This is a genomic window from Acetobacter aceti (assembly GCF_002005445.1).
Lineage (GTDB): Bacteria > Pseudomonadota > Alphaproteobacteria > Acetobacterales > Acetobacteraceae > Acetobacter > Acetobacter aceti_B.
In genome coordinates this window covers 862,037-885,844 of record NZ_CP014692.1, presented here as the reverse complement: position 1 = coordinate 885,844, position 23,808 = coordinate 862,037, and the positions used below count along the sequence as shown (strand labels likewise).

General features: G+C 62.3%; 17 protein-coding genes. All 17 read left to right on the top strand.

Annotated elements, in window-relative coordinates; translation table 11 throughout:
• The first annotated feature begins 121 nt into the window (after positions 1–121).
• Positions 122–2,101, top strand: coding sequence for a peptidoglycan D,D-transpeptidase FtsI family protein (locus A0U92_RS04060; RefSeq protein WP_077814242.1), 1,980 nt, complete (start codon positions 122–124; stop codon positions 2,099–2,101).
• Between the two features lie 3 nt (positions 2,102–2,104).
• A complete protein-coding gene (locus tag A0U92_RS04055; RefSeq protein ID WP_077812108.1) occupies positions 2,105–3,577 on the top strand; it encodes a UDP-N-acetylmuramoyl-L-alanyl-D-glutamate--2,6-diaminopimelate ligase in 1,473 nt (490 codons plus the stop codon).
• On the top strand, positions 3,574–4,992 hold the full coding sequence (locus A0U92_RS04050; protein WP_077812107.1) for a UDP-N-acetylmuramoyl-tripeptide--D-alanyl-D-alanine ligase: 1,419 nt from the start codon (positions 3,574–3,576) through the stop codon (positions 4,990–4,992). The genes A0U92_RS04055 and A0U92_RS04050 overlap by 4 nt, the downstream gene beginning before the upstream one ends.
• A gap of 1 nt (position 4,993) precedes the next feature.
• Positions 4,994–6,085 carry a phospho-N-acetylmuramoyl-pentapeptide-transferase gene (mraY, locus tag A0U92_RS04045; RefSeq protein WP_077812106.1) on the top strand — a complete coding sequence of 364 codons (1,092 nt, stop codon included), beginning with the start codon at positions 4,994–4,996 and terminating at the stop codon, positions 6,083–6,085.
• 23 nt (positions 6,086–6,108) lie between these two features.
• Positions 6,109–7,503, top strand: a complete 1,395-nt coding sequence (gene murD, locus A0U92_RS04040; protein WP_077812105.1) for a UDP-N-acetylmuramoyl-L-alanine--D-glutamate ligase — start codon at positions 6,109–6,111, stop codon at positions 7,501–7,503.
• On the top strand, positions 7,503–8,672 hold the full coding sequence (locus tag A0U92_RS04035) for an FtsW/RodA/SpoVE family cell cycle protein (protein ID WP_077812104.1): 1,170 nt from the start codon (positions 7,503–7,505) through the stop codon (positions 8,670–8,672). Before murD ends, A0U92_RS04035 begins: the two co-directional genes overlap by 1 nt.
• Positions 8,654–9,886, top strand: coding sequence for an undecaprenyldiphospho-muramoylpentapeptide beta-N-acetylglucosaminyltransferase (gene murG, locus A0U92_RS04030; protein ID WP_077812103.1), 1,233 nt, complete (start codon positions 8,654–8,656; stop codon positions 9,884–9,886). The genes A0U92_RS04035 and murG overlap by 19 nt, the downstream gene beginning before the upstream one ends.
• The gene (gene murC, locus A0U92_RS04025; protein ID WP_077812102.1) at positions 9,883–11,310 is read left to right on the top strand and encodes a UDP-N-acetylmuramate--L-alanine ligase; all 1,428 of its coding nucleotides are present in this window, start codon (positions 9,883–9,885) and stop codon (positions 11,308–11,310) included. Before murG ends, murC begins: the two co-directional genes overlap by 4 nt.
• Positions 11,307–12,281, top strand: a complete 975-nt coding sequence (murB, locus tag A0U92_RS04020) for a UDP-N-acetylmuramate dehydrogenase (RefSeq protein WP_077812101.1) — start codon at positions 11,307–11,309, stop codon at positions 12,279–12,281. Before murC ends, murB begins: the two co-directional genes overlap by 4 nt.
• On the top strand, positions 12,278–13,273 hold the full coding sequence (locus A0U92_RS04015) for a D-alanine--D-alanine ligase (RefSeq protein ID WP_077812100.1): 996 nt from the start codon (positions 12,278–12,280) through the stop codon (positions 13,271–13,273). The genes murB and A0U92_RS04015 overlap by 4 nt, the downstream gene beginning before the upstream one ends.
• Positions 13,270–14,343, top strand: a complete 1,074-nt coding sequence (locus A0U92_RS04010; protein WP_077812099.1) for a cell division protein FtsQ/DivIB — start codon at positions 13,270–13,272, stop codon at positions 14,341–14,343. The genes A0U92_RS04015 and A0U92_RS04010 overlap by 4 nt, the downstream gene beginning before the upstream one ends.
• Entirely contained in the window at positions 14,340–15,716 is a 1,377-nt protein-coding gene (gene ftsA, locus A0U92_RS04005; RefSeq protein WP_077812098.1) for a cell division protein FtsA, read from the top strand. Before A0U92_RS04010 ends, ftsA begins: the two co-directional genes overlap by 4 nt.
• A gap of 110 nt (positions 15,717–15,826) precedes the next feature.
• Positions 15,827–17,341, top strand: a complete 1,515-nt coding sequence (gene ftsZ / locus A0U92_RS04000; RefSeq protein ID WP_077812097.1) for a cell division protein FtsZ — start codon at positions 15,827–15,829, stop codon at positions 17,339–17,341.
• Between the two features lie 236 nt (positions 17,342–17,577).
• Positions 17,578–18,594 (top strand): UDP-3-O-acyl-N-acetylglucosamine deacetylase, encoded by a 1,017-nt coding sequence (lpxC, locus tag A0U92_RS03995; RefSeq protein ID WP_077812096.1) that lies wholly within the window; start codon positions 17,578–17,580, stop codon positions 18,592–18,594.
• 165 nt (positions 18,595–18,759) lie between these two features.
• Positions 18,760–19,788 (top strand): outer membrane protein assembly factor BamD, encoded by a 1,029-nt coding sequence (locus A0U92_RS03990; RefSeq protein ID WP_236748341.1) that lies wholly within the window; start codon positions 18,760–18,762, stop codon positions 19,786–19,788.
• A gap of 154 nt (positions 19,789–19,942) precedes the next feature.
• The gene (gene recN / locus A0U92_RS03985; protein WP_077812094.1) at positions 19,943–21,667 is read left to right on the top strand and encodes a DNA repair protein RecN; all 1,725 of its coding nucleotides are present in this window, start codon (positions 19,943–19,945) and stop codon (positions 21,665–21,667) included.
• Positions 21,667–23,754 carry an NAD-dependent DNA ligase LigA gene (ligA, locus tag A0U92_RS03980; RefSeq protein ID WP_077812093.1) on the top strand — a complete coding sequence of 696 codons (2,088 nt, stop codon included), beginning with the start codon at positions 21,667–21,669 and terminating at the stop codon, positions 23,752–23,754. The genes recN and ligA overlap by 1 nt, the downstream gene beginning before the upstream one ends.
• Positions 23,755–23,808 lie beyond the last annotated feature (54 nt).

The following is a 23,808-nucleotide window of genomic DNA, read 5'->3' as shown; positions in this document are numbered from 1 at the left end:
GCCGCCCCTCATGCCTCGCCAGTCGCCACCACCTGATTCTTCCGCATCAGATCACGAACATCCTCCACAGGATGTCCGGGTCACGAGCGCAGATCTGCGTGAACGGGCGCATCTGGAGCGGATGCATGTCCGGCTACTCGGAGTCGCAGCAGGATTCTGTCTGCTGTTCGGCACGGTGGCGCTCAAAGCCACCTTCGCCACAATCATCTCTCCCATGGCGCCGGAAGCGCGGCAGTTGCGTCCACAGGTGCCGGACATTCCCAAGATCGACCCCAAAAGCACTCTGACCAGCACGCTGAGCATGCCGCAGGTCAGACGCGCCATGATTGTTGACCGCAACAACCAGGTGCTGGCCGTCTCGCTGCCGGTCGCCCAGCTTTACGCCAATCCCCGTGAACTGATCGACCCGCAGGACGTCGCGAAGAAACTCAAATCCGTTCTGCCGCAGATGGATGAGGAGGAGACGGTCAGACGTCTCTCGATGGCGAAACAGTTCGTTTATCTGGCGCGCAACATCACGTTGCAGCAGGAACTGGCGATCAACAATTTCGGCATTCCCGGTATTTACTTCGAAGCCGGTGAGCGCCGCCATTACCCGCAGGGACAGGTAGCCGCCCAGATCCTCGGCAGCGTGGATATTGACGATCACGGGATTGCCGGCGTCGAGCGTTATTTCGACAAACGTCTGATCAGCGACAAGACTCCCCTGAAGACCTCGCTCGACGTGCGCGTTCAGGGCGTGGCGCGTGAGGAACTCGCCGCCGCCATGCAGACGTTCGAGGCCATCGGAGCCTGCGCCATCGTCATGGACGTCAACAGCGGCGAAATCATCGCCATGGTCAGCCTGCCAGATTACGACGCCAACGATTTCGCCCACGCGCCCGGCGACGCCCGTTTCAACCGCGCCGTGACGGGCATGTACGAGCCCGGCTCCACCTTCAAGCTCCAGACTGCCGCCATGGCGCTCCAGTTGGGCGTCGCCCACATCTGGGACCGCTTCTCCTCCATCCCCATTCATATCGGCCGGTTCACCATCGCCGACATGAAGACCGATCATTTCGCTCCCTGGCTCTCCCTGCCGGAAGTCATGGCGTTCTCGTCCAACCCCGCCGCCGCCCATATCGCGCTGGATGTCGGGGCGCAGAGACAGCAGGACTGGCTCAGGGGGATGGGCTTCTTCGCGCCGGTTCCGGTCGAACTGCCGGAAGCCGGTCACCCGATCATCCCCGCGCGCCGGAACTGGGGCATTTCAACCGTGATGACCGTCGGGTTCGGCCATGGCGTGGCTGAACCGCCGCTCGCCATCGTGCGCGGCACGGCGGCGACGGTGAATGGCGGCATTCTGATCAAGCCGACCCTTCTGGCGCGTGACGAGGACGCCAACGCCCAGAGCACGCCTGACATGGCGTCCGGCCCGTCCATTTCAGGCGGACCGGATACCCGGAATGCGCTTTCAGAGGCGTCCGTGGACGGAACCGAGACCGAGACCGTCGACAAACCGGTTGTCCCGGAAGGACAGCGGGTCTTTTCTCCCGAAATTTCCGCGACGCTTCGCAAAATCCTGCGTCTGGACGTCAAGTTCGGCACAGGCAAGACCGCGGAAGTGCCGGGCTATTTTGTCGGCGGTAAAACCGGCACCGCCGAGAAGATCGGTCCGCATGGCGGCTACCTCAAGCATGTGAACATTGCAGCTTTCACCAGCATTTTTCCCATGAACGCACCGCATTATGCCGTCTATGTCATGCTGGACAGTCCCAAAGGCACAACCGCGACGCATGGCTGGACGACAGCCGCATGGAACGCGGCCCCTACGGTTGCCAGGATCATCTCCCGCATTGGTCCGATGCTGGAGGTCTTCCCTGACACGGCTCACGAACCCGAGATTGACGCGGCGCTCTCCATTCCCATGCGACCTTCTCCGCCAAGAGGTGTAAGACCGCTCGGCCCCGGCAATGATCCCGGTGATCCAAGACGTGCCGCCGATGAAAAACAGGCTGACGAAGCCGGGAAAAAGAAGTCGCTGAAAGCCGACGATGCGAACACCATGAAACACGCGGCGAACAGACAGAACAGTCCTCAGCAGGAAGGCGGACAGGGATAGATCATGAAACTTTCTTCTCTTCTCTCCCAGTCCGGTCTGGCTTCTGCTCAACCCGCAGCCAGTGACCCCGAGATTACGTCCATTACAGCAGACAGCCGGCAGGTTCAGCCCGGTTCCCTGTTTGTGGCGCTTCCGGGTACGCAGGAAGACGGCAGCATCTATATTCCCGACGCGCTGGCTGCTGGCGCCTCCGCCATTCTCGTGCCGGACAGTGGGCAGGCTGTAGACGGTCAGGTGCCCACGGCTGTCACGAAGACGCCGCGCCGGTCACTCGCCATTCTGGCCGCGACCCTCGCCGGTCCGCAGCCGGAGCATATCGTCGCCGTCACCGGCACGAACGGGAAAACCAGCACCGTCGATTTCCTGCGTCAGATCTGGCAGGGCATGGGCCGCAGTTCCGCGAGCTTCGGGACGCTGGGGCTGATCTCTCCGGTTGAGCTGCCTTTCCCTATCCCCTCCCTCACCACGCCGGACCCTGTGACGCTGGCCAGGGCGCTGGCCGCACTTCGCGAACGCGGCGTGACGGATGTGGCGATGGAAGCGTCCTCCCACGGTCTGGACCAGCGCCGTCTGGACGGGGTGAAGATCGCCGCTGCCGGCTTCACCAATCTCACCCGCGATCATCTTGATTATCACGGCTCTCTGGAAGCCTATCGCACGGCCAAGCTGCGCCTGTTCGACACACTTCTCCCCGGCGGCGGTCTTGCGGCGGCCAATGCCGACATGGATGAAGACACGCTCGACGCCCTGCGCGATATCCAGCGCCGTCGTGACCTTGATCTGCGACTGGTGGGACGCAAGGGCAACACGATCCGTCTTGTGGCGCACAAGGCGTTACCGAACGGGCATCAGCTTCTGCGACTTGAGATCGGTAGGAAGGAAAGGGACGTAACCTTACCTCTGCCGGGACGCTTTCAGGTGGATAACGCCCTGCTCGCCGTCGCTCTGGCGGGACCGGACAGAGCCGATATGGAAGAAGCCCTGACCCTGCTGCCAACACTGCGCGGCGTGCGGGGACGCATGGAACAGGCCGTCATGCTGTCCAACGGGGCATCCGTGTATGTCGATTACGCCCACACCCCCGATGCGCTGGCGCGGGCGCTGGACAGCCTGCGCCCTCACGTCAAAGGTCGCCTGCTGATCCTGTTCGGAGCAGGAGGCGATCGTGACAAGGGCAAGAGGCCGCTGATGGCGCAGGAAGCCACACAGCGGGCGGATGTGGTGTTCGTCACGGACGACAATCCACGCAGCGAGGACGCAGCCGACATCCGGCGCGATATTCTGGCCGGAGCCCCCAAGGAAGTCATCGAAATCCCGGATCGCAGAAAAGCCATTGGCGAGGCGCTGCATCAGCTTCAGCCGGGTGACGTGCTGCTGGTCGCAGGCAAGGGTCACGAGCAGGGCCAGATCATCGGCAATGTCGTGCAACCGTTCGACGATGTGAGCGTCGTGAAAGATCTGGCGGCAGGACTGTGAGCATTCTCTGGACAGGCGAGGAACTGGCTGCCGCAACCCAAGGGCGCTTCACTGGGGGACGCTTCGGCTCTGGAGATGGTCGCGCCATCACGGCTTCCGGTGTGTCGATCGACACCCGCACCCTTGAGACGGGCGACCTGTTCATCGCCCTGCTGGGAGAGAATTCGGACGGCCATACTCACGTCGCGCTGGCGCTGGACAAGGGTGCGGCGGCGGTTCTTGTGCATCGCACGGACGAGCTGGAAGGTGTCGATCCCGCTGACCCGCGTCTGCTGATTGTCGGCGACACCATGGTCGGGCTGTGGGATCTGGCCCGCGCGGCGCGCGCCCGCTTCACAGGCGATGTCGTCGCCGTGACGGGAAGCGTCGGGAAAACCACGACCAAGGAAATGCTGCGGGTGGCGCTCGGCGCACTGGGCAAGACCCATGCGTCCGCCGCGTCCTACAACAATCACTGGGGCGTGCCTCTCACACTGGCCCGCCTGCCGCGCGACGCCGTGTTCTGCGTCAGTGAAATCGGCATGAACCATCCCGGCGAGATCGCTCCACTGGCGGAACTGGTACGGCCCGATGTGGCTGTCATTTCCACGATCGGCTCGGCGCATCTTGGGCATATGGGCAGTCTGGAAGCCATCGCACAGGAAAAGGCGTCGATCATCACGGCTCTCCCACGCGGCGGCATCGCCATCGTGCCTGATGATGCGGAAGGTCAGCCGATCTTTACTGACGTCGCGCAGGCTTCTGGCGTCATTCTCTGGCAGTCCGGTTTTACCGGGACCAGCACAGCGCGCATCACTGACCTTGAGCTTTCCGGTGACGGCAGCCGGTTTGTCGCCCATGTGGCGGGGACAGCCGTGCCCGTCGACATCCGCGCGCCCGGCGAACATCTCGCCCGCAATGCGCTGTCCACTCTGGCGGTCGTCGCGGCCCTGCATGGCGGCGGCCCGGAGCTCAGCCGGGCGGCTGTGGCTCTCGCAGGTTTCACCCCCGGCACGGGACGTGGCGCGGCGTCTCCCATCCTCGACGGTGAGGCTCTCCTGCTGGATGAGAGCTACAACGCTTCCGTCCTGTCGATCAGAGCCGCCCTTGGCGTGCTCGCCCTTCTGCCGGCAAAACGCCGCGTTGCCGTGTTGGGAGACATCCGCGAACTGGGTGACTTCGCGCACGAGGAACATCTCTCCCTTGAGCCTGCGGTCAGCGCCGCGGCCGATCTTGTATTCTGTTGTGGACCGCACATGAAAGACCTGTTTGACGCCCTGCCCTCTTCCCGTCGGGGAAGCTGGGAGGAGACCTCCACGGCGCTTGCGCCGCTCGTGCGGGCGACCCTGCAACCCGGTGACGCCGTGCTGGTCAAGGGCAGCTTTGGCAGCCGGATGAAAACTGTGGTGGATGCGCTGAAAGCGGAGAACGTCTGAGATGCTGTATCTGCTGGTCGCCCATCACGCGCACGGTCACACGACGTTCCTCAACCTGTTCCGCTATCTCACCTTCCGCGCTGGCGGGGCCTGCCTGACTGCTCTCGCCATCGCCCTGCTGCTCGGCAATCCGGTGATCCGGGAACTCAAGCGTATCCAGCGTGAAGGGCAGCCCATCCGCGCGCTCGGTCCGGAACGCCACATTCTGGAGAAAGCCGGAACGCCGACGATGGGCGGCATCCTGATCCTGATTGCGCTGTTTGTTTCGACGCTGCTCTGGGCCGATCTTCAGAACGGGTTCGTCTGGGCGGTGCTGTTCGTCACGGCCGCATTCGGCGCGATCGGCTTCGCGGATGACTACCTCAAGCTTTCCCGCCGCAACACGGATGGTGTGTCCAAGAAGGCCCGTCTCACCTGCGAATTTGGCGCGTCTCTGATCGCAGGCTGGTGGATGCAGCAGATGATGCCGTCTGAACTGGCCAACCATCTTGCCTTTCCGTTCGTAAAAGATTTCCTGCTGCCACTCGGCATCGCCTTCCCGATCTTCGCGATGGTGACAATCGCCGGTTTCGGCAACGCCGTGAATTTCACGGACGGACTGGACGGGCTGGCGACGGTCCCCGTTGTGATCGCCTCGCTGGTATTCGCCCTGATCGCCTATCTGGTCGGCAATCACGTCTTTGCCGACTATCTCCAGCTTCACGCGGTTCCGGGAACGGGTGAACTCGCCATTTTCTGTGCGGCGCTGGTCGGCGCGGGACTGGGTTTTCTCTGGTTCAATGCCCCGCCCGCCTCCGTGTTCATGGGTGATACCGGCTCGCTGTCTCTCGGCGGTGCGCTGGGCGCCGTAGCGGTCGCCACCAAGCATGAACTGGTGCTGTGCATCGTTGGTGGCCTGTTTGTGGTCGAGACGCTGTCCGTGGTGATTCAGGTCTTCTGGTACAAGCGCACCAAGCGCCGTGTGTTCCTGATGGCCCCGCTGCATCATCACTTTGAAAAGAAAGGCTGGCAGGAGCCGAAGATCGTCGTCCGGTTCTGGATCGTCTCCGTCGTGCTGGGGCTGTTCGGCCTCGCCACGCTGAAACTGCGCTAGGAGACCCCGCCTTGTCCGCTCCGTTGCCCGCCCAATCCTCATTCCCTGCCGATCTGTTCGCTGGCCACCGTTTTGCGGTGCTCGGGCTGGGCCGCAACGGCGCGCCCGCTGCAAAGGCTCTGGTGAACATGGGCGCTGCCGTGCAGGCGTGGGATGATGGCGAGGCCGGACGGGCGGCGCTTGCAGGATGGCAGATCTCTTCCGGCACACTGACCGTCGCGCCGTTCGAGAATCTGGATGGATTTGATGCGCTGGTCATGTCGCCAGGCATCCCGCATTTCCTGCCGACCGTGCATCCGGTCGCGGCCATGGCCAAAGCCGCCGGCATACCGATTCTCTCGGACGCCGACCTGCTGTTTCAGGCGGTTCGCAAGAGCGGATCGAAGGCGCTGTTTGCGGGCGTCACCGGCACGAACGGCAAGTCCACGACCACCGCCCTGCTGGCCCATCTGCTGCGTCATGCCGGACTGCCGGTTGCTGAGGGCGGCAATCTTGGTCCCGCCTCACTGTCCCTGCCGCTTTTGCCGGACAATGGCGTGTATGTGCTGGAAATGTCGTCCTACATGCTGGAACGGCTGGCGACCCTGCATTTCGACACGGCCTGCCTGCTCAATCTCACACCGGACCATCTCGACCGGCATGGCGACATGGCGGGCTATGCCGCAGCCAAGACGCATATCTTCGACAGGATGACCGGCTCCGATCTGGCCGTCATCGGCAATGGCGACGCATGGTGCCGCGACATCGCCGCCAGCCTGAAAGAGCGGGACATCTCCGTCGAGACCGTTTCCGGTCTGGACGATGGGACGGCTGATTTTCACCTGCATGAAGGCGCTGTCGTCAGCCACGGCATGGTCATTGCGCGCCCCGGCGCGACGTTGCCCGGCGCGCATAATGCCGAGAACGCCTGCGCGGCGCTCGCCATGGCGCTGCGCCTCGGTGTCGCCTCCGACAATCTGGCCAGCGGGATCGGAGGGTTCGCCGGGCTGGCGCATCGGCAGAAGCATGTCGCCGACATCAATGGCGTGTCCTATGTGGATGACAGCAAGGCGACCAATGCCGACGCGGCTGCCCGGGCGCTCGGCTGCTACGGCAGGATCGTCTGGATTGCGGGTGGGCTGGCCAAGGCAGGCGGAATTTCCGATCTCGTTCCGTATTTCTCCCGGATCGCCAGAGCCTTCCTGATCGGCAAGGATGCCCCGATGCTGGCGGAAACACTGGCCGCGCATAACGTGCCCTACGAAATTGTGGGTGATCTGGAACATGCCGTTCCCGCCGCCCGACACGCCGCCGAAACGCAGGACGCCGAAGTGGTGCTGCTCTCCCCGGCCTGCGCCAGTTTCGATCAGTTCCCAGGGTTCGAGGCGCGCGGCCTGCGCTTCGCCGCACTGGTGCATGCGCTGAAGGATCACGCCTGATGGCCCGGTTTTCCCGCATCGACAATTCGGCTCTCGGGCGCTGGTGGCGCAGCGTCGATCATGTCACGCTGGCCTGCGTGGGGATCCTGATCGGCTTCGGCTATATCCTGATGCTCGCCGCCAGTCCTGCGGTTGCGGTGCGTATCGGCGCTTCCCGCAACATGTTCATCTTCAAACAGGTGTTCTTCCTGACGCTTGCCGGATGCCTGACCATCGCCGTGTCGATGCTCTCGCGCAAGGGCGTGATCCGGCTCGGCTTTATCGGGGGCGTTATCGCCATCGCGGCGACGGCGATGACGCTGGTGCATGGCATCGAGATCAAGGGCGCGCGTCGCTGGATCGCCCTGCCGATGATGTCCGTGCAGCCATCCGAATTTCTCAAGCCATGCTTCGCCGTGATGACGGCGTGGCTGCTGGCCAAACGGCATGAAGTGCGCCATTTTCCCGGCATGCTGCTGGCTCTGGCCTGTTACGCGGTCATTCTGATCCTGCTGAAATCCCAGCCGGATATCGGGATGCTCACCGTCGTGTCCACCGTGTTTCTGGCCCAGCTTTTCGTGGATGGGCTTAACCTTATTCTGGTCGCGGGCGGCGTCGGCATCATGATCGCGGCTGGTATCGCGGCCTTCTTCCTGTTCCCGCACGTGCATTCCCGCGTGGAACGCTTCCTGCATCCGGACGTGGGAGATCACTACCAGATCGACACCGCCCTGCGCGCTTTCGGCAATGGCGGCCTGCTCGGGCGCGGACCGGGTGAAGGCCGCGTCAAGGATCTGCTGCCTGACGCTCACGCCGACTTCGTGTTCGCCGTGGCGGGCGAGGAATATGGCCTGCTGATCTGCCTGTTCATCATCGCCGTGTTCGCCACCATCGTCATCCGTGCGCTTCTGAAACTGCTGCGGGATGACGATCCGTTTCTCATCATGGCGACAGCCGGACTTGTCACCGGCTTCGGACTACAGGCGTTCGTCAACATGGCCTCCACGCTGCATCTCATTCCGACCAAGGGCATGACACTGCCGTTCATTTCCTATGGCGGTTCTTCGGCGCTCTCGATCTCGCTGGCCATCGGCATGGTGCTGGCGTTGACGCGACAGCGCGTGGGGCAGAGCAGACTCGGCCGCTCACTGACGGAAACCACCCGGGGCACATGGAAAACAGCGACATGACGACGCAGGCAAATCTTTCCCCGACCGGTCCCATCGTCATTGCAGCGGGCGGCACCGGCGGCCATTTCTTCCCTGCCGAGGCGCTCGCCGATGTGCTGGTCGGACGCGGCTGCCGCGTCGCCCTGATGACCGACGCGCGCGCCGGAAAACGCACCTCCGGCGTCTTCGCCACGGCGGAGCAGTTCATCCTGCCGGGCGCGGGCGTCGCAGGACGTGGACCGATCCGGGCGCTCAGGGGCGGGCTGGCTCTCCTGCGCGGCGCGAATGAAGCCCGGAGCATCATGGCGAAGCTGCGCCCCGCCGCCGTGGTCGGGTTCGGCGGCTACCCCTCCGTCCCGCCCCTGCTCGGCGCACGTCTGCTGCCGGGCTCCTCACGCCCGAAGATCATCCTGCATGAAGGCAATGCCGTTCTGGGCAAGGCAAACGCCTTTCTCGCCCGCTTTGCGGATGGGATCGGCACCTCTTTCGGGGAAGTCAAAGGTCTGCCTTCGGGCGCTCATGTCGCTCTGACCGGCATGCCGGTGCGTCCCGCCATCGCAGCTCTTGCTGGAGAGAACTACGAACCGCCCCATGACCTCATCCGTCTCCTGATCTGGGGCGGCTCACTCGGCGCACGGGTCTTCTCCGACATTGTCCCCGATGCTCTGGCGGCTCTCCCACTGGCGATCCGTGAACGGTTGCAGGTCACGCAGCAGGTCCGTGCGGAGGATCTTGAGCGCGTTCGCACCGCTTATGAATCCTTTGGCATCGCCGCCACGCTTGCGCCCTTCTTCCCGAATGTGGCCGAACTCATGCGGCAGGCCCATCTGGTGATCGGACGCGCTGGCGGCTCATCGGTTGCGGAACTGGAAGTAGCTGGACGTCCCTCCATCCTCGTGCCGCTGCCAGTCGCCGCGAGTGACGAACAGACCGCCAACGCTCAGGCTCTTGAAAATGTGGGAGCGGCGTGGGTTTTCCGGCAGCCTGCTTTCACCGTGGAGGTGCTGACGCCCCTGCTGGCCATGATGCTGACTGACACGGGCATCCTCACCGCCGCCGCGTCCGCAGCCGCAAAACTGGGCCGCCCTGACGCGGCGGAACGTCTGGCCGATCTCGTCGAGACGACCTTGCATCACGGGTCCGGTGGACGCTATTCCTCCCCGTTTCCCCCTTCCCCTGCGTCTTCCGAGCCTTTTTCGGGACACGCCGCCACGACTGTGGAGTCCAGATCATGAGAGCCCTGCCGCTGACAATCGGTACCATTCATTTCGTCGGTATCGGCGGCATCGGCATGTCGGGTATCGCCGAAGTGCTCCACATGCTCGGCTATGTCGTTCAGGGCTCGGACATGAACGACGGCGCGAACGTCCAGCGCCTCCGGGCTCTCGGCATTTCCGTCACCATCGGTCATGACGCCGCCAATCTCGGACAGGCGCAGGTCGTGGTTATTTCCACAGCCGTCAAGCGCGACAATCCGGAAGTCGTAGCCGCCCGTTCGCACCTGATTCCGGTCGTGCGTCGCGCAGAAATGCTCGCTGAACTGATGCGCCTGCGCTGGTCCGTCGCTGTCGGTGGCACGCACGGCAAGACGACCACGACCAGCCTGATCGCCGCCGTTCTGGAAGCCTCCAAGCTCGACCCGACCGTCATCAATGGCGGCATTATCGAAGCGTACGGCACCAACACCCGCATGGGTAAAGGCGAGTGGATGGTGGTGGAAGCCGACGAGAGCGACGGCTCCTTCCTGCGCCTGCCTTCCGTGATCTCCGTCGTGACCAACATGGACCCGGAGCATCTCGATCACTGGGGCACGGCGGAAGCAATGGAAGCGGGTTACGACCAGTTCGTCTCCAACGTGCCGTTCTATGGGTTTGCCGTTCTCTGCATCGACCATCCGGCCGTCCAGCAGATGATCCCACGCCTTTCGGATCATCGCGTCGTCACCTACGGTTTCTCGCCGCAGGCCGACGTGCGGGCCGAGAAGGTCATCACCGACAAGCTTGGCGCGACCTTTGAAGTGCAGATCACAGATCGCACCCGTCGCCGTACCCGCAAGGCCGGTCCCTTCCGCCTGCCGATGCTGGGCAACCACAATGTGCAGAACGCGCTGGCCGCGATCGCTGTCGCGACAGAGATGGACATCGACGACGCCACCATCCGTTCGGGACTGGCTTCTTTCCGGGGCGTCAAGCGTCGCTTCACCCGTTGCGGCGAGGCGAACGGTATCACTGTCATCGACGATTACGGCCATCATCCGGTCGAGATCGCTGCGGTGCTGAAAGCAGCACGACAGGCTGGAGCGCGTCAGGTCATCGCCGTCATGCAGCCGCACCGTTATTCCCGCCTGCAGATGCTGTTCAACGAGTTCTGCACCTGCATGAACGACGCCGACACCGTCATCGTGTCCGATGTCTACGCCGCTGGCGAAGAGCCGATCGAGGGCTTCAACCGTGACAGGCTGGTCGAGGGTCTCCGTGAGCGTGGCCACCGCTCGGTCGTGCCGCTGACCGATCCGGCGCATCTCGCGGAGATGGTCAACGCCATGGCCAAGCCGGGCGATTACGTCGTCTGCCTCGGCGCGGGCACCATCACCAACTGGGCGCATGCGCTGCCGGGCGAACTTCTCGCGCTTCAGGCCAAGCAGAAAGGCGCGGCATGACCGACAACATCCCCGTCTCTTCGCACCTGACAGCAGGCGGGACCATCGCCGCGTCGCTTGGCGATGTGCGGGGACGCGTGTCCGTCAACCAGCCGCTCGGCGCACGAAGCTGGTTCCGCGTCGGCGGTCCGGCGGAGTGTCTGTTCCAGCCTGCTGACACCGATGACCTTGTCGCAGCCATGCAGCGTCTTTCGCCGGAAATCCCGGTGACGACGCTGGGAGCCTGTTCCAACGTCATCATCCGTGACGGTGGCATCCCCGGTCTGGTGATCCGGCTGGGCGGCGCTTTTGCGGGTATCGAAGTTGACGGCAACGGCCTGATCGTGGGTGGCGCCGCACTCGATGCAACAGTGGCCGAGACTTCTGCCGCCAAAGGTCTGGGCGGACTTGAGTTTCTCGCAGGTATTCCCGGCTCCATTGGCGGCGCGGTCCGCATGAACGCGGGCGCTTACGGGTCCGACATGGCGGCGGTTCTGGACTGGGCCGAGATTGTCTCCCGCGACGGCACCCTGCTGCATCTTGAAGCCTCCGCGCTCCGGTTCGGCTATCGCCGTTCCGCCCTGCCGGACGGTGCTGTCGTGGTCAGGGCGCGCCTGCGTGGCGTACCGACAGAACAGGGCGTCGTCTCTGGCCGCATCGCGGAAATCCGCACTGCCCGTGAAGGTTCGCAACCGGTGCGGGCGCGGACCGGCGGCTCCACGTTCCGCAATCCTTCTCCGGACATAAGCGACATGAAGGCGTGGCAGCTTGTGGATGCGGCGGGCTGTCGTGGACTGACCATCGGCGGCGCGCAGATCAGCGAGAAGCACTGCAACTTCATGCTCAACACCGGCAATGCGACAGCCGCTGATCTTGAAGTTCTGGGCGAAGAAGTCCGCAAACGCGTGCTTGAGAAATCCGGTGTAAACCTTCAGTGGGAAATCAAGCGCATCGGGCTGAAAGCCCCCGAGACAAAGGGAGAGGCGGCATGAGCGCGCCACAGAAAGATCAAGGGCGGAGCAAGGGCCGGATCACGGTTCTGATGGGCGGGGCTTCAGCGGAACGCGAGGTCAGCCTGTCATCCGGTAACGGTGTTGTCGCCGCCCTGAAAGAGGCCGGTTATGACGCGCTGGCGCTCGATGTCACCCGTGATCTGGCGGCCGTTGTTGCCGGTCTGACGGAACAGAAACCTGCTGCCGTGTTCAATGCGCTGCACGGCCGCTTCGGTGAGGACGGGGCCATTCAGGGCGTGCTGGAGTGGCTTGGCCTGCCCTATACACATTCTGGTCTCCGTGCCTCGGCCAACGCCATGGACAAGGAAGCGTCCCGGCAGATTTTCATCACGGCAGGGCTGCCTGTGGCCGAAGGACGTGCCGTTTCCATCAGCGAACTGGCGGAGCATGATCCCCTGCCGCTGCCCTACGTGGTGAAACCGCTCGACGAAGGGTCATCGGTCGGTGTGTCCATCGTTCGCAACACCAATCAGCGTGCGCATGTTGTCGAGGAATGGCGTTACGGTCCCGTGGCGCTCGTGGAGCGGTATGTTCCCGGTCGCGAGATCACAGTCGGCGTCCTTGACGGCGACCCGGACGGCCCGCGCGCCCTGACCGTGACCGACATCACTCCCAATGCCGAATCAGGCCACGACTTTTACGACTACGCCGCGAAATACGGCGTGGGCGGCAGTCGTCACGTGCTGCCTGCGGACATCCATGCCGATGATTTCGCCCGTGCCTGTGAACTCGCCGTCGCGGCGCACAAGGCGCTCGGCTGCTCCGGGGCGTCACGCTCTGACTTCCGTTATGACGACACGTCCGGCGACGGGCGCGGGCAGATCATCCTGCTGGAAGTCAACACCCAGCCCGGCATGACGCCGACATCGCTTCTGCCGGAGCAGGCGGCCTATTGCGGCATTTCCTATTCCGAACTCTGCGACCGTCTGGTGCAGGACGCCCTCCGTCGGGCGGACGTCGCGCGCCGATGAAGCGACCGTCTTCGCCTTCTCCGGAACGTCGCGAAGCAGGGAGCGGCGATCGTTTCCGCCATACGAACCGGGCGGATCGTCCGTCGGCGATCGCCATGTTTCTCCGGCGTCACAAGGGAAAGCTGAAATTTCTCATTGTAGCGGGCATGCTCGGCACCGGCGCATGGGCGTTTCTGTCCATGCATGGCGCCCAGAGCCTGCTTGGCCCGCTGAAGACGAAGATCGAGGCGCAGATCCCGCTCAAGGTGAAGGAAATCCGGATCGAGGGAGAGAATCTCTCCAGCCCGACAGCCATCCGCGAGGCGCTGGGCATTTCGGTTGGAGATCCTATGCTGGGCTTCGACGTCAAGGCCGCCCGTGACCGGCTGAACGATCTTCCCTTTGTCGAAAACGCGACGGTAGGACGCCGCTTTTCCGGGCTGATCGTGGTGCATCTCACGGAGCGTCCCCCTTTCGCCATCTGGCAGCACAAGGGTCAGTTCGTACCCATTGACCGGAACGGAAATCCGGTTCCGGACAAGGGTATGACCAGCAGGGACGCGAAAGCGTTCATGGCGCTTCCTCTCGTTGTCGGAGAAGGCGCTGATCAGGCCGCGGCGGAACTTCTGGACGCCCTGGCAAAAGCACCGGACGTGAAGACGCATGTGACGGCGGCCACGCTGGTCAATCTTCGACGCTGGACACTGATGCTGAAGAACGGAGCCTCGGTGTACCTGCCGGAAGCGGCGGAGCCTCAGGCGCTGACCCGTCTGGAAGAGCTTCAGAAACGATTTGACCTGCTGGACCGTCCGGTGGAAATCATCGACCTGCGACTGCCGGATCGCCTGACTATTCGTGAGCGTCCAGCCCCTGCTCCGGCCGCTTCCGACACTGTTGCGCCTGAGACTCAGGATCATACAGAGAAATCCGGTGGACAGCCACAGGCTCCGGCGACCCACGAGGACCCACCCGCCCCGACGGTGGTTCCTGCGAAGAAAGCAAAATATCTGGAAGAGGGTGACAGCCGCCCTTCATCCTCCCACGATGACAACGAACATGCCCACAATAACGGGGGAGCTCTTCCAGCATGAGCGATCTGATCGTTTCCGGACAGTCCTCCAGAGCCCTGGTTCCCGGCAAGGCAGCACGCTCTCACGGGCAGAATCGCTCTGACGCACAGGATTCGTCCGGCAGTCTGCTGAATCTCGCTGAAGGCAAACCCGAGCAACGGGTATGGCGCAGCGGGCTGGTGGGTGTTCTGGACATTGGCTCGACCAAGATCACCTGCCTGATCGGCAAGGGCGAACCCAACGGCAAACTGCGGGTACTGGGCCATGGCTGGCTGCGTTCCAACGGCGTCAAAAACGGTGCGATTGTCGATCTGAAGGCAGCCGAAGCCATCATCCGGCACGTCGTCGGGAATGCGGAGCGTGAAGCCGAACGGTCGCTGGACAAGGTTGTCGTCAACCTGTCCTGCGGTCATCCGGAAAGCCTCCTGTTCAATGTGCACTGGCCGATCGGTGGACGCGAAATCACGGATGCCGATATTCGCAGGATCGTCACGGAAGGCCGGATGAAAGCGCAGTCGGAGGGGCGTGCGGTCATCCACACACTGCCTCTTGATTTTGCGGTCGATGAGACGGATGGCGTGACCGATCCTCGCGGGCATCTGTGCGAGCAGCTTCGTGCCCGGCTGCATGTGATCGACGCCTCCTCGACGGCGCTGCGGACTCTGGACGCGCTGCTGGGGCGGGCGGAGCTGAAGCTTGACGCCCTGGTGTCAGCTCCCCTGGCCGCCGGTCTGGCTGTCACCAATGCGGACCAGCGGATGGTGGGGACCACCGTGATCGAGATGGGCGGGGGCACCACGTCTCTTGCGGTTTTTGCGGAAGGTCAGCTTCTGCATACCGCCCAGATCGGAATCGGCGGTGAACATGTCACCCGTGACATCGCCCGCGGTCTGGGAACATCGACTGACAACGCCGAACGCCTCAAGACAATGCACGGTCATGCCGATCTTTCAGCCGACAATGATGGCGTCACCATCCGTATCGAGCGTCAGAATGCGGACATGCCGACTTTCGACGCCATTCCCCGTGCGATGCTCGGCGATATCATCCGCCCGAGAATCGAGGAAACCTTTGAACTGGTGCGGGACCGTCTCGACAATGCCGGCCTGGGGCATCTTGCGGACGGACGCGTGATCCTGTCCGGCGGCGGTTCTCTGCTGGATGGGGTAGGGTCCGTTGCGGCCCGGGTTCTGAACCGTCATGTCCGGCTTGGCCGCCCGCATAACGTCATCGGTCTGCCTGACGCCTGCTCGACGGCCAGCTTTTCCACCACCCTCGGTCTGCTGACCTGGGCGGCTTCGGCGGAGCGTCCTTTTGGCGACATCGAGTTCAGCGAAGAGCGTCCGACAGGATTTCTGAACCGTCTGGTCTCTTTCATCAGGGATCGCGTCTGACATGCTGTTATCGATATGTTTATAGTGTTCGATAAATTTCGATTCACCCATCGAGTCGCGCGATGTAGTATGGCGGCTCACCAGCGCCGGTCCCGTCCAAGGAAGTGTAAATGACTCTGAACCTCACCGTTCCCCCGCAGCACCATGCAGATTTCTCACCGAAGATCACGGTTATCGGTGTGGGGGGTGGTGGTACGAACGCCGTGGACAACATGATTCTCGCCGATCTGAAAGGTGTGGAATTCGTGGTTGCCAACACGGATGCCCAGCAGCTCTCCAGCAGTCGGGCTGATCGTCGTATTCAGCTTGGTCCGCATCTGACGCAGGGTCTGGGCGCGGGTGCAAAACCGGAAATCGGACGGGCGGCGGCGGAAGAGGCGGCAGACGAACTTTCCCGTCACCTTGAAGGCTCGCACATGGTCTTCGTGACGGCGGGCATGGGTGGTGGCACAGGCACTGGCGCCGCGCCGATCGTGGCGCGCATGGCGCGTGAGCGTGGCATTCTGACTGTCGGTGTGGTGACAAAGCCGTTCAGTTTCGAAGGACCGCGTCGCGCCAAGGCTGCGGAGGAGGGCATCGCCGAGCTTCAGCAGTATGTCGACACGCTGATCGTCATTCCCAACCAGAATCTTTTCCGCATGGCGAATGAACGCACCACCTACAAGGATGCGTTCAAGATGGCCGACAATGTCCTCTACATGGGCGTGCGTGGCGTGACCGATCTGATGGTGGCTCCGGGCCTCGTGAATCTCGACTTTGCCGATATCCGCACCGTCATGGCGGAAATGGGCAAAGCCATGATGGGAACGGGTGAAGCCGAAGGCGAAGATCGCGCCCGTCTCGCCGCAGAAGCCGCGATTTCGAACCCGCTGCTCGAAGACACTTCCATGGCTGGCGCACGCGGACTGCTGATCAACATCACCGGTGGTGATGACCTGACGCTGTTCGAGGTCGATCAGGCCGCCAACCGTATCCGCGAAGAAGTGGCCGAAGACGCCAACATCATCTTCGGTTCCGCGATCGATCCGGATCTGGACGGCAAGATCCGCGTCTCCGTTGTGGCCACCGGTATCGACATGCCCTCTTCCAAGGCCCAGCAGGAAGCCGAAGAGCAGGCGGCGGCACAGCAGCAGGAAGAAGGACAGGCGGCTGCTGCTACCCAGAACACCCAGCACGCAGTCGGCCAGCCTCCGATGTTTGGTGGCGGCATGCAGGCTGCACGTAATGCACAGCCAGCCGGCCATCCGAACGGCGTTCCGGCTGGACAGCCTCCGCGCCAGACACCGAACTTCAACCAGCAGCCTGCACCGGGTCAGCCGACGCAGGCTCATGCCGCGCCTCGCGCTGCTTCTCCAAGAGACGGGCTGTTCACCACTAACACGCGCTCACCTGCGCCTGCTCCCCGTGCTCCTGAACCCGCTCCGGCACGTAACAGTCTGTTCGGTCTCATGACCGGCGTGCTGCGCCGGCCTGCCGCGGAGCCTCGTGAGACAAGACAGGAACATGCGCCGCAGGTTACGCCGGCCCAGCAGCGTAGCGAGCAGCAGGAAGGCCCGACCGTGCGCCCCGCACAGAGCGACGACGGCGGCCTGGACATTCCGGCGTTCATGCGTCGTCCTTCCTGATCGGTCCATCTTTGACCATCACAGCGCAGAAAACCGGGGTCCCTGAAGACCCCGGTTTTCTTTTGTCGCAAAACATCTTTTTTACGCGGGGACTGCCCTACCGCCCCCTGATGAAGATCTTTTTTCCGCCGGTAATACGACGCAATAAACATTGACTGGAACCATTACGCGTCCAGCGTATTGTAAGCATCAAAATACAGGTTCCAAGAACCCCAGTCAGACCGAGAGATATATCAATGGAAAGCTTCAGTCCTGATCCCACCGCACTGGTCGAAAGGGATGATGAGGTCTTTTCATCGACTACACAGACATTCAGCATCCACCGAAAACTATCAAAAGCGGTCGTGCCAGTGCGTCAGAATACCCTTCGCTCCCCCATAAAATGCGTCGGTACCGGTCTGCATACAGGACGTAAGATTACTCTGCGGATGGAGCCGGCCAGAGCCGACACGGGTATTATCTTCCATCGGACAGATATTCCGGGCGCAGCGGCCATTCCCGCTGTCTATGATCATGTTGTCGATACAAGACTGAGCACTGTCATCGGCGAGCGTGCGGATAAGCGGAACCGCGTCGCCACCATTGAACACCTGATGTCGGCCCTCTGCGGCAATGGCATCCATAACGCGCATGTCTATCTGGATGGTCCCGAAGTGCCTGTGCTGGACGGCTCTTCCGCTGACTTCCTTTTTCTCATTGATTGCGCCGGGCGGGTGCGGCTTGATGCGCCACGACGCGAGATAGAAGTGCTGAAAACCGTTCGGGTTGAGGAAGCGGGCGCTTTTACCGAACTGAAGCCTTCCGACGCGGTGGATATGCCCCTCTCGATGACCATCGATTTTCCAGCGTCCGCCATTGGTAGACAGACGCTGGCCCTGACATTCACCGAAGCATCGTTTCGCAGGGAGCTGGCGTTCTCGCGGACCTTTACCAATCATCGTGAAATCGCGGCGCTTCAGGCCGCCGGGCTGGCGCTTGGCGGATCACTGGACAACGCCGTGGTTGTGGATGAAGAAAAAATCCTGAACCCGACCGGTCTGCGGGCGAAGGACGAATTTGTGCGGCATAAGATGCTGGATGCCGTGGGTGATCTTTTTCTTGCCGGCGCGTACATCCGGGGCAGCTTCACGGGCTACAAATCAGGCCATCACCTCAATAATCAGTTATTGCGCACCCTGTTTGCCGACAGATCCGCATGGCGCGAGGTCAATCCAGCCACAAAGCTGACATCAGCGCCCCTGCAGGCGGCCTGACAGACTGCCGGGGCGTGCAGGCAGACCGCAGAATAAACGCAGAATAAACAATGTCGTGCGCAGAACGGACTGGACACCTTTCCGTCGCTGTATTCCGTGCTATAACCGGCCAGTAATTGTACACGACAGACAGTGAGTTGATACGTGCCGCAGCCAACCTCGCGCATCCCCCCCAGAGTGACGTCGCGCCTGGTTTCAGCGGCTGCCTATGGAAGCTTCATGCTTCTGGCAGGCTGTTCGATGTTCAAGACCTCGTCTGCCGAAAAGCCCGCCCCCACAGTCTCTTCCGCAGATGAGCTCTATAACAACGGCATCGACGCCCTGCGCACCGAGCGTTATCTGTCTGCAACAAAGCAGTTCGAAACACTGCAGCAGAATTATCCCTATTCCGGCTATACCGCCAATTCGCAGCTGATGGCGGGCTATGCCTATTATCTCCAGAACAAATATCCTGACGCGGCACAGCAGCTCGACCGCTTTATCGAACTGCATCCCACCAGTTCCGATGCCGCCTATGCCTTCTATCTTCTGGCTCTCTGCTATTATGAGCAGATTGGCGACGTCGCCCGCGATCAGCAGATGACAGCGGAGGCGATGTCACGTCTGCAGGATGTCATCGCCCGTTTCCCACAAACGAAATACGCCCGCGACGCCCAGTTGAAGATCGATCTCTGCCGCGATCATCTTGCAGGCAAGGAGATGCTTGTCGGGCGATATTATCAGCAACAGCGTGCCTATCAGGCTGCGCTCGGGCGGTACCAGCGCGTCGTGCAGGATTTCCAGACAACGAACCATGTGCCCGAAGCTCTGGAGCGGCTTGTCGAACTCTATCTGGATCTCGGCCTGACGGACGAAGCGCGTCGGACCGGCGGCGTGCTGGCATATAATTATCCTGACAGTAAATGGTATCGTTACGCTTACAGCAATCTGAAAAGCTATCACCTCCTGTCCAGCAAGACACCGGTGCCCGGAAAACTGATTACGGCACCTGCGTCTTCGACCCAGAGTCCCGCACAGTCTGCAGGCCGTGGCGATGCGCGCGCCGATGCGCCCCCTTCCCTGTCCAGAGCCCCCGTCTCACCCGTCTCTGCAAGCCAGCTTAATGACGGCGGCAACGGGTCAGAACTGACGAGCAATCTTGCCCGCCCAGGCACTCCCGCCTCCGAACGAGGAGCACGCGGCTCAACACACTGAGCCCCGCATGGGGAACGATTGAAGTGAAACTGCCTGCACCTGAAATGCAGGCCCTCACCGGCTGGCGGGCGATCAGGCACTCACATATTGATTCCCTCACACTCCGCGATATTACCAGCTTCCCTGCGGAGACAGGTCAGAGCGGATTTTCGCCATGCTGAATTTTCTATCCATACGCGACGTCGTCCTCATCGAAGCGCTGGATCTGTCTTTCCATCCGGGTCTGACAGCGCTCACGGGCGAGACCGGAGCAGGAAAATCCATTCTTCTCGACAGTCTGGGTCTTGCCCTCGGTGAGCGTGCCCATGCACGGCTCATCCGGGCAGGCGCAAGTGAAGCGCGCGTCACGGCCAGTTTCGAAGTCCCTGCCGACCACCCCGTGCGCAATATTCTCTCTGAACAGGGTGTTCCTGCCGAGAGTGACGAATCACTGATTCTGCGTCGAATCCTGACGACAGACGGACGGTCCCGCGCATGGGTCAACGACCAGCCTGTCGGTATCGGCCTGCTGCGCCGCGTGGCCGGGATGCTGGTGGAAATTCAGGGACAGCATGAACAGATGGGATTGGCCGATCCCACGACACACCGTGATCTGCTCGATGCGTTCGGCGTTCCCGCGGCCACCTGCCGCAAGGTCGCCGCCTGCCACAAGGCATGGCGTGAAGCACGGGAAACGCTTGAGGCGGCTCACAGGGAAATCGCGACCGCTGCACGGGAAGAAGAATGGCTGCGACATACGATTGACGAACTGGCCACCCTCGCTCCTCAGCCTGATGAAGAGAATGAGCTGGCCTCCCAGCGGCAGGCCCTGCAACGAAATGAACGTCGCAGTGAAGCCGTCGCGGCGGCGCTCTCGGAACTGACCCCACGGGATCGACGCAATTCGGGACCGGCTGCGGCCCTGCGCGCTGCCAGCCGCGCCCTGCACAGGCTCCTGCCCGCACCGGGGCGGGAAACCGATGAACCGGATGCGGAATTCGAACAGCACCAGACAGGCGCGCAGGACGCCCTCAAGGCGCTTGATGCCGCCGAAGTCGCGCTCTCCGAAGCGGAAAGCATGCTGGCCCGGCTGGCTGCCGATCAGGATGCCGATCCGCGTTTACTGGAGCAGGTGGAGGAGCGCCTGTTCGCCCTGCGCGCGGCGGCCCGTAAGTTTGAAACGTCCGTTTCCGACCTGCCGGACCTGTTGAAACGGCTGACGGAACGGCTGAATGCCCTTGAGACAGGCACGGCCCGTCTTGCTGAACTGGAAGCCGCGACCGCCGCCGCAAAAGCAGCCTTTATTTCTACCGCTGAAGACCTGTCAGCCCACCGCGCCAAGGCGGCCCGCAAGATCGAGACCGCCGTCATGGCCGAACTCAAGCCCCTGAAGCTTGAACGCGCGCGCTTTGTCGCGGAACTCACATCGCTGCCCGAGGAACAGTGGAGCGCGCATGGCCTTGAACAGGCGACCTTCCTGCTGGCCGCCAATCCAGGGCAACCACCCGGACCACTGGGCAAGGTCGCATCGGGCGGCGAACTGTCCCGGCTGATGCTGGCCATTCGTCTGGTGCTGGCAGGACGGTCGTCCATCGGCACACTGGTGTTTGACGAAATCGATTCGGGCGTGGGCGGCGCGACGGCGGCGGCCATTGGCGAGCGGCTGCACCGGCTGGCGCGGGACATGCAGATCCTGACCGTCACGCACTCTCCACAGGTTGCTGCGGCGGCAGATCATCACCTGCGGATCGGCAAGCTGGTGCGGAACGGACAGACCCAGACCAGCGCCGCCCCTCTTCCCGATGAGGAAAGACGCGAGGAAATCGCCCGGATGCTGGCGGGTGATGTCATAACTGACGCCGCACGCGCCGCTGCGGAAAGCCTACTGGAGAAGCGGTGATGGACACGGCGCATATTGCTGTCGAGCAACTCGACGCCACACAGGCTGAACAGGAACTGGCGCGTCTGTCAGCGCTTATCGCTCACCTGAATCACGCCTATCACGCCAAGGACGCGCCGGAAGTCTCAGACGCGGAATTCGATGCCCTGCGTCGACGAAACGAGGCGATCGAGCTGCGCTTCCCCACACTGATGCGCATGGACAGCCCCCGTTTTCAGGTGGGCGCCGCCCCAAGCAGCGCCTTCAAAAAACATCGGCACCTCGCACCGATGCTGTCACTGGACAACGTATTCGACCGGACTGATTTCGAGGACTTCGTAAAACGCGCCGTGCGATTTCTGGGACTTGATGAGGCGCAGGCGGCCGCTCTCGCCTTTGTCGGCGAACCGAAGATCGATGGCGTTTCCATCAGTCTGACCTACGAAAACGGGCGGTTCGCACGCGGCACCACACGCGGCGACGGCACGGAAGGCGAAGATGTCACCGCCAATCTGAAGACGCTGAAGACCATTCCTCTCCGTCTCAAAGGCGAAGCGCCCGATCTGATTGAAATCCGTGGCGAAGTCTTTCTGGGCAAGGCGGAGTTTCTCGCCATCAACGCCGCGCAGGAGGCTGCGGGAGACAAGCTGTTCGCCAACCCTCGCAATGCCGCAGCAGGCTCACTGCGACAGCTTGATCCGAAGGTGACGGCCCGTCGCCCGCTTTCCCTGTTCGCCTACGCCATGGGATTTTCATCCCATCCGGTTGCGGCAACGCATTCAGCCTGGCTCGACCAGCTTCGGGCATGGGGCTTCAAGGTCAATCCGCTCTCCACAAAACTGGAAGGCATCGCCGAAGCCGAGCCGTTCTTCGACAGGATTGCTCAGGAACGGAGTGCTCTGCCGTATGATATCGACGGCGTGGTTTACAAGATCGACGACCTTGCGCTTCAGGAGCGTCTCGGTTTCGCCGGCCGCGCCCCGCGCTGGGCAACGGCGTGGAAATTCCCGGCCGAGCAGGCTGTCACGCGGCTTCTGGCCATTGAGGTGCAGGTCGGTCGCACTGGTGCGCTGACGCCGGTGGCGCATCTTGAGCCCGTCAATGTCGGTGGGGTAATCGTCTCCCGTGCGACGCTGCATAATCAGGACGAGATCGAACGCAAGGATGTCCGCGTCGGCGATCTGGTGCAGATCCAGCGAGCAGGCGATGTCATTCCCCAGATTGTCGCCGTCGTCGCCGAAAACACTCATGAGCGGCAGGCTCCGTTCATCATGCCGGATCACTGCCCCGCCTGTGGCGCGAGCGTGGAACGTGTTCCGGGCGAGGCTGTCATCCGCTGCACCGGTGGTCTCACCTGTCCGGCGCAGGTCGTCGAGCGCCTGATCCACTTCGTATCACGCATGGCCTTTGACATTGATGGTCTGGGCGAAAAAAGCATCACCGAGTTCCATGACATCGGCATGGTGCAGGCTCCCGGCGATATTTTCCGCCTTGCCACCCATGAAGCCGAGATTGCGAAACGGGAAGGCTGGGGCGCGACCTCGGCGCGAAAACTGTGTCAGGCCATCGAGACTCGACGCACCATCTCCCTGCCCCGTTTCATCTATGCGCTGGGCATCCGGCGCGTGGGAGAAAACAACGCCAAACTTCTGGCGCGACATTACGGTTCCTTCACGCATCTTCGCGAGCGGATGCAGGCGGCGCGCCTCATCGGGTCGGAGGAGCGTCAGGAACTGGGAGAAATCACGGGGATCGGCACCGCCATCGCCGACGAAATCGTCAGTTTTTTTGCCGAGCCTCATAACCAGACGACGCTGGATGATCTTCTGACCTATGTGAACGTGGAGGATGAAGTCGTTGAGGCTGATGGAGCCCTGTCCGGAAAAGTCATTGTTTTCACGGGCTCTCTGGTCACCATGACACGTCCCGAAGCCAAAGCGACAGCGGAGCGTCTGGGAGCGAAAGTGACCGACAGTGTCTCGAAAAAGACCGATCTTGTCGTGCTGGGAGCTGAAGCCGGCTCAAAAGCCCGGAAAGCTCAGGAACTCGGCATTGACACTGTCGATGAAACGGGATGGCGCGAACTGGCCGGATTACCGGAAGCTTAAAAAGCTCCGCCTTATTTCTGTAACAGAGCCTGTCTGCCTGCAATATTCATTGCA

Coding starts and splice junctions, on each gene's coding strand:
- A0U92_RS04060 (WP_077814242.1), top strand. CDS start 122: ATGCATGTCCGGCTACTCGGAGTCGCAGCAGGATTCTGTCTGCTGTTC.
- A0U92_RS04055 (WP_077812108.1), top strand. CDS start 2,105: ATGAAACTTTCTTCTCTTCTCTCCCAGTCCGGTCTGGCTTCTGCTCAA.
- mraY (WP_077812106.1), top strand. CDS start 4,994: ATGCTGTATCTGCTGGTCGCCCATCACGCGCACGGTCACACGACGTTC.
- A0U92_RS04035 (WP_077812104.1), top strand. CDS start 7,503: ATGGCCCGGTTTTCCCGCATCGACAATTCGGCTCTCGGGCGCTGGTGG.
- murG (WP_077812103.1), top strand. CDS start 8,654: ATGGAAAACAGCGACATGACGACGCAGGCAAATCTTTCCCCGACCGGT.
- murC (WP_077812102.1), top strand. CDS start 9,883: ATGAGAGCCCTGCCGCTGACAATCGGTACCATTCATTTCGTCGGTATC.
- murB (WP_077812101.1), top strand. CDS start 11,307: ATGACCGACAACATCCCCGTCTCTTCGCACCTGACAGCAGGCGGGACC.
- A0U92_RS04015 (WP_077812100.1), top strand. CDS start 12,278: ATGAGCGCGCCACAGAAAGATCAAGGGCGGAGCAAGGGCCGGATCACG.
- A0U92_RS04010 (WP_077812099.1), top strand. CDS start 13,270: ATGAAGCGACCGTCTTCGCCTTCTCCGGAACGTCGCGAAGCAGGGAGC.
- ftsA (WP_077812098.1), top strand. CDS start 14,340: ATGAGCGATCTGATCGTTTCCGGACAGTCCTCCAGAGCCCTGGTTCCC.
- ftsZ (WP_077812097.1), top strand. CDS start 15,827: ATGACTCTGAACCTCACCGTTCCCCCGCAGCACCATGCAGATTTCTCA.
- lpxC (WP_077812096.1), top strand. CDS start 17,578: ATGGAAAGCTTCAGTCCTGATCCCACCGCACTGGTCGAAAGGGATGAT.
- recN (WP_077812094.1), top strand. CDS start 19,943: ATGCTGAATTTTCTATCCATACGCGACGTCGTCCTCATCGAAGCGCTG.
- ligA (WP_077812093.1), top strand. CDS start 21,667: ATGGACACGGCGCATATTGCTGTCGAGCAACTCGACGCCACACAGGCT.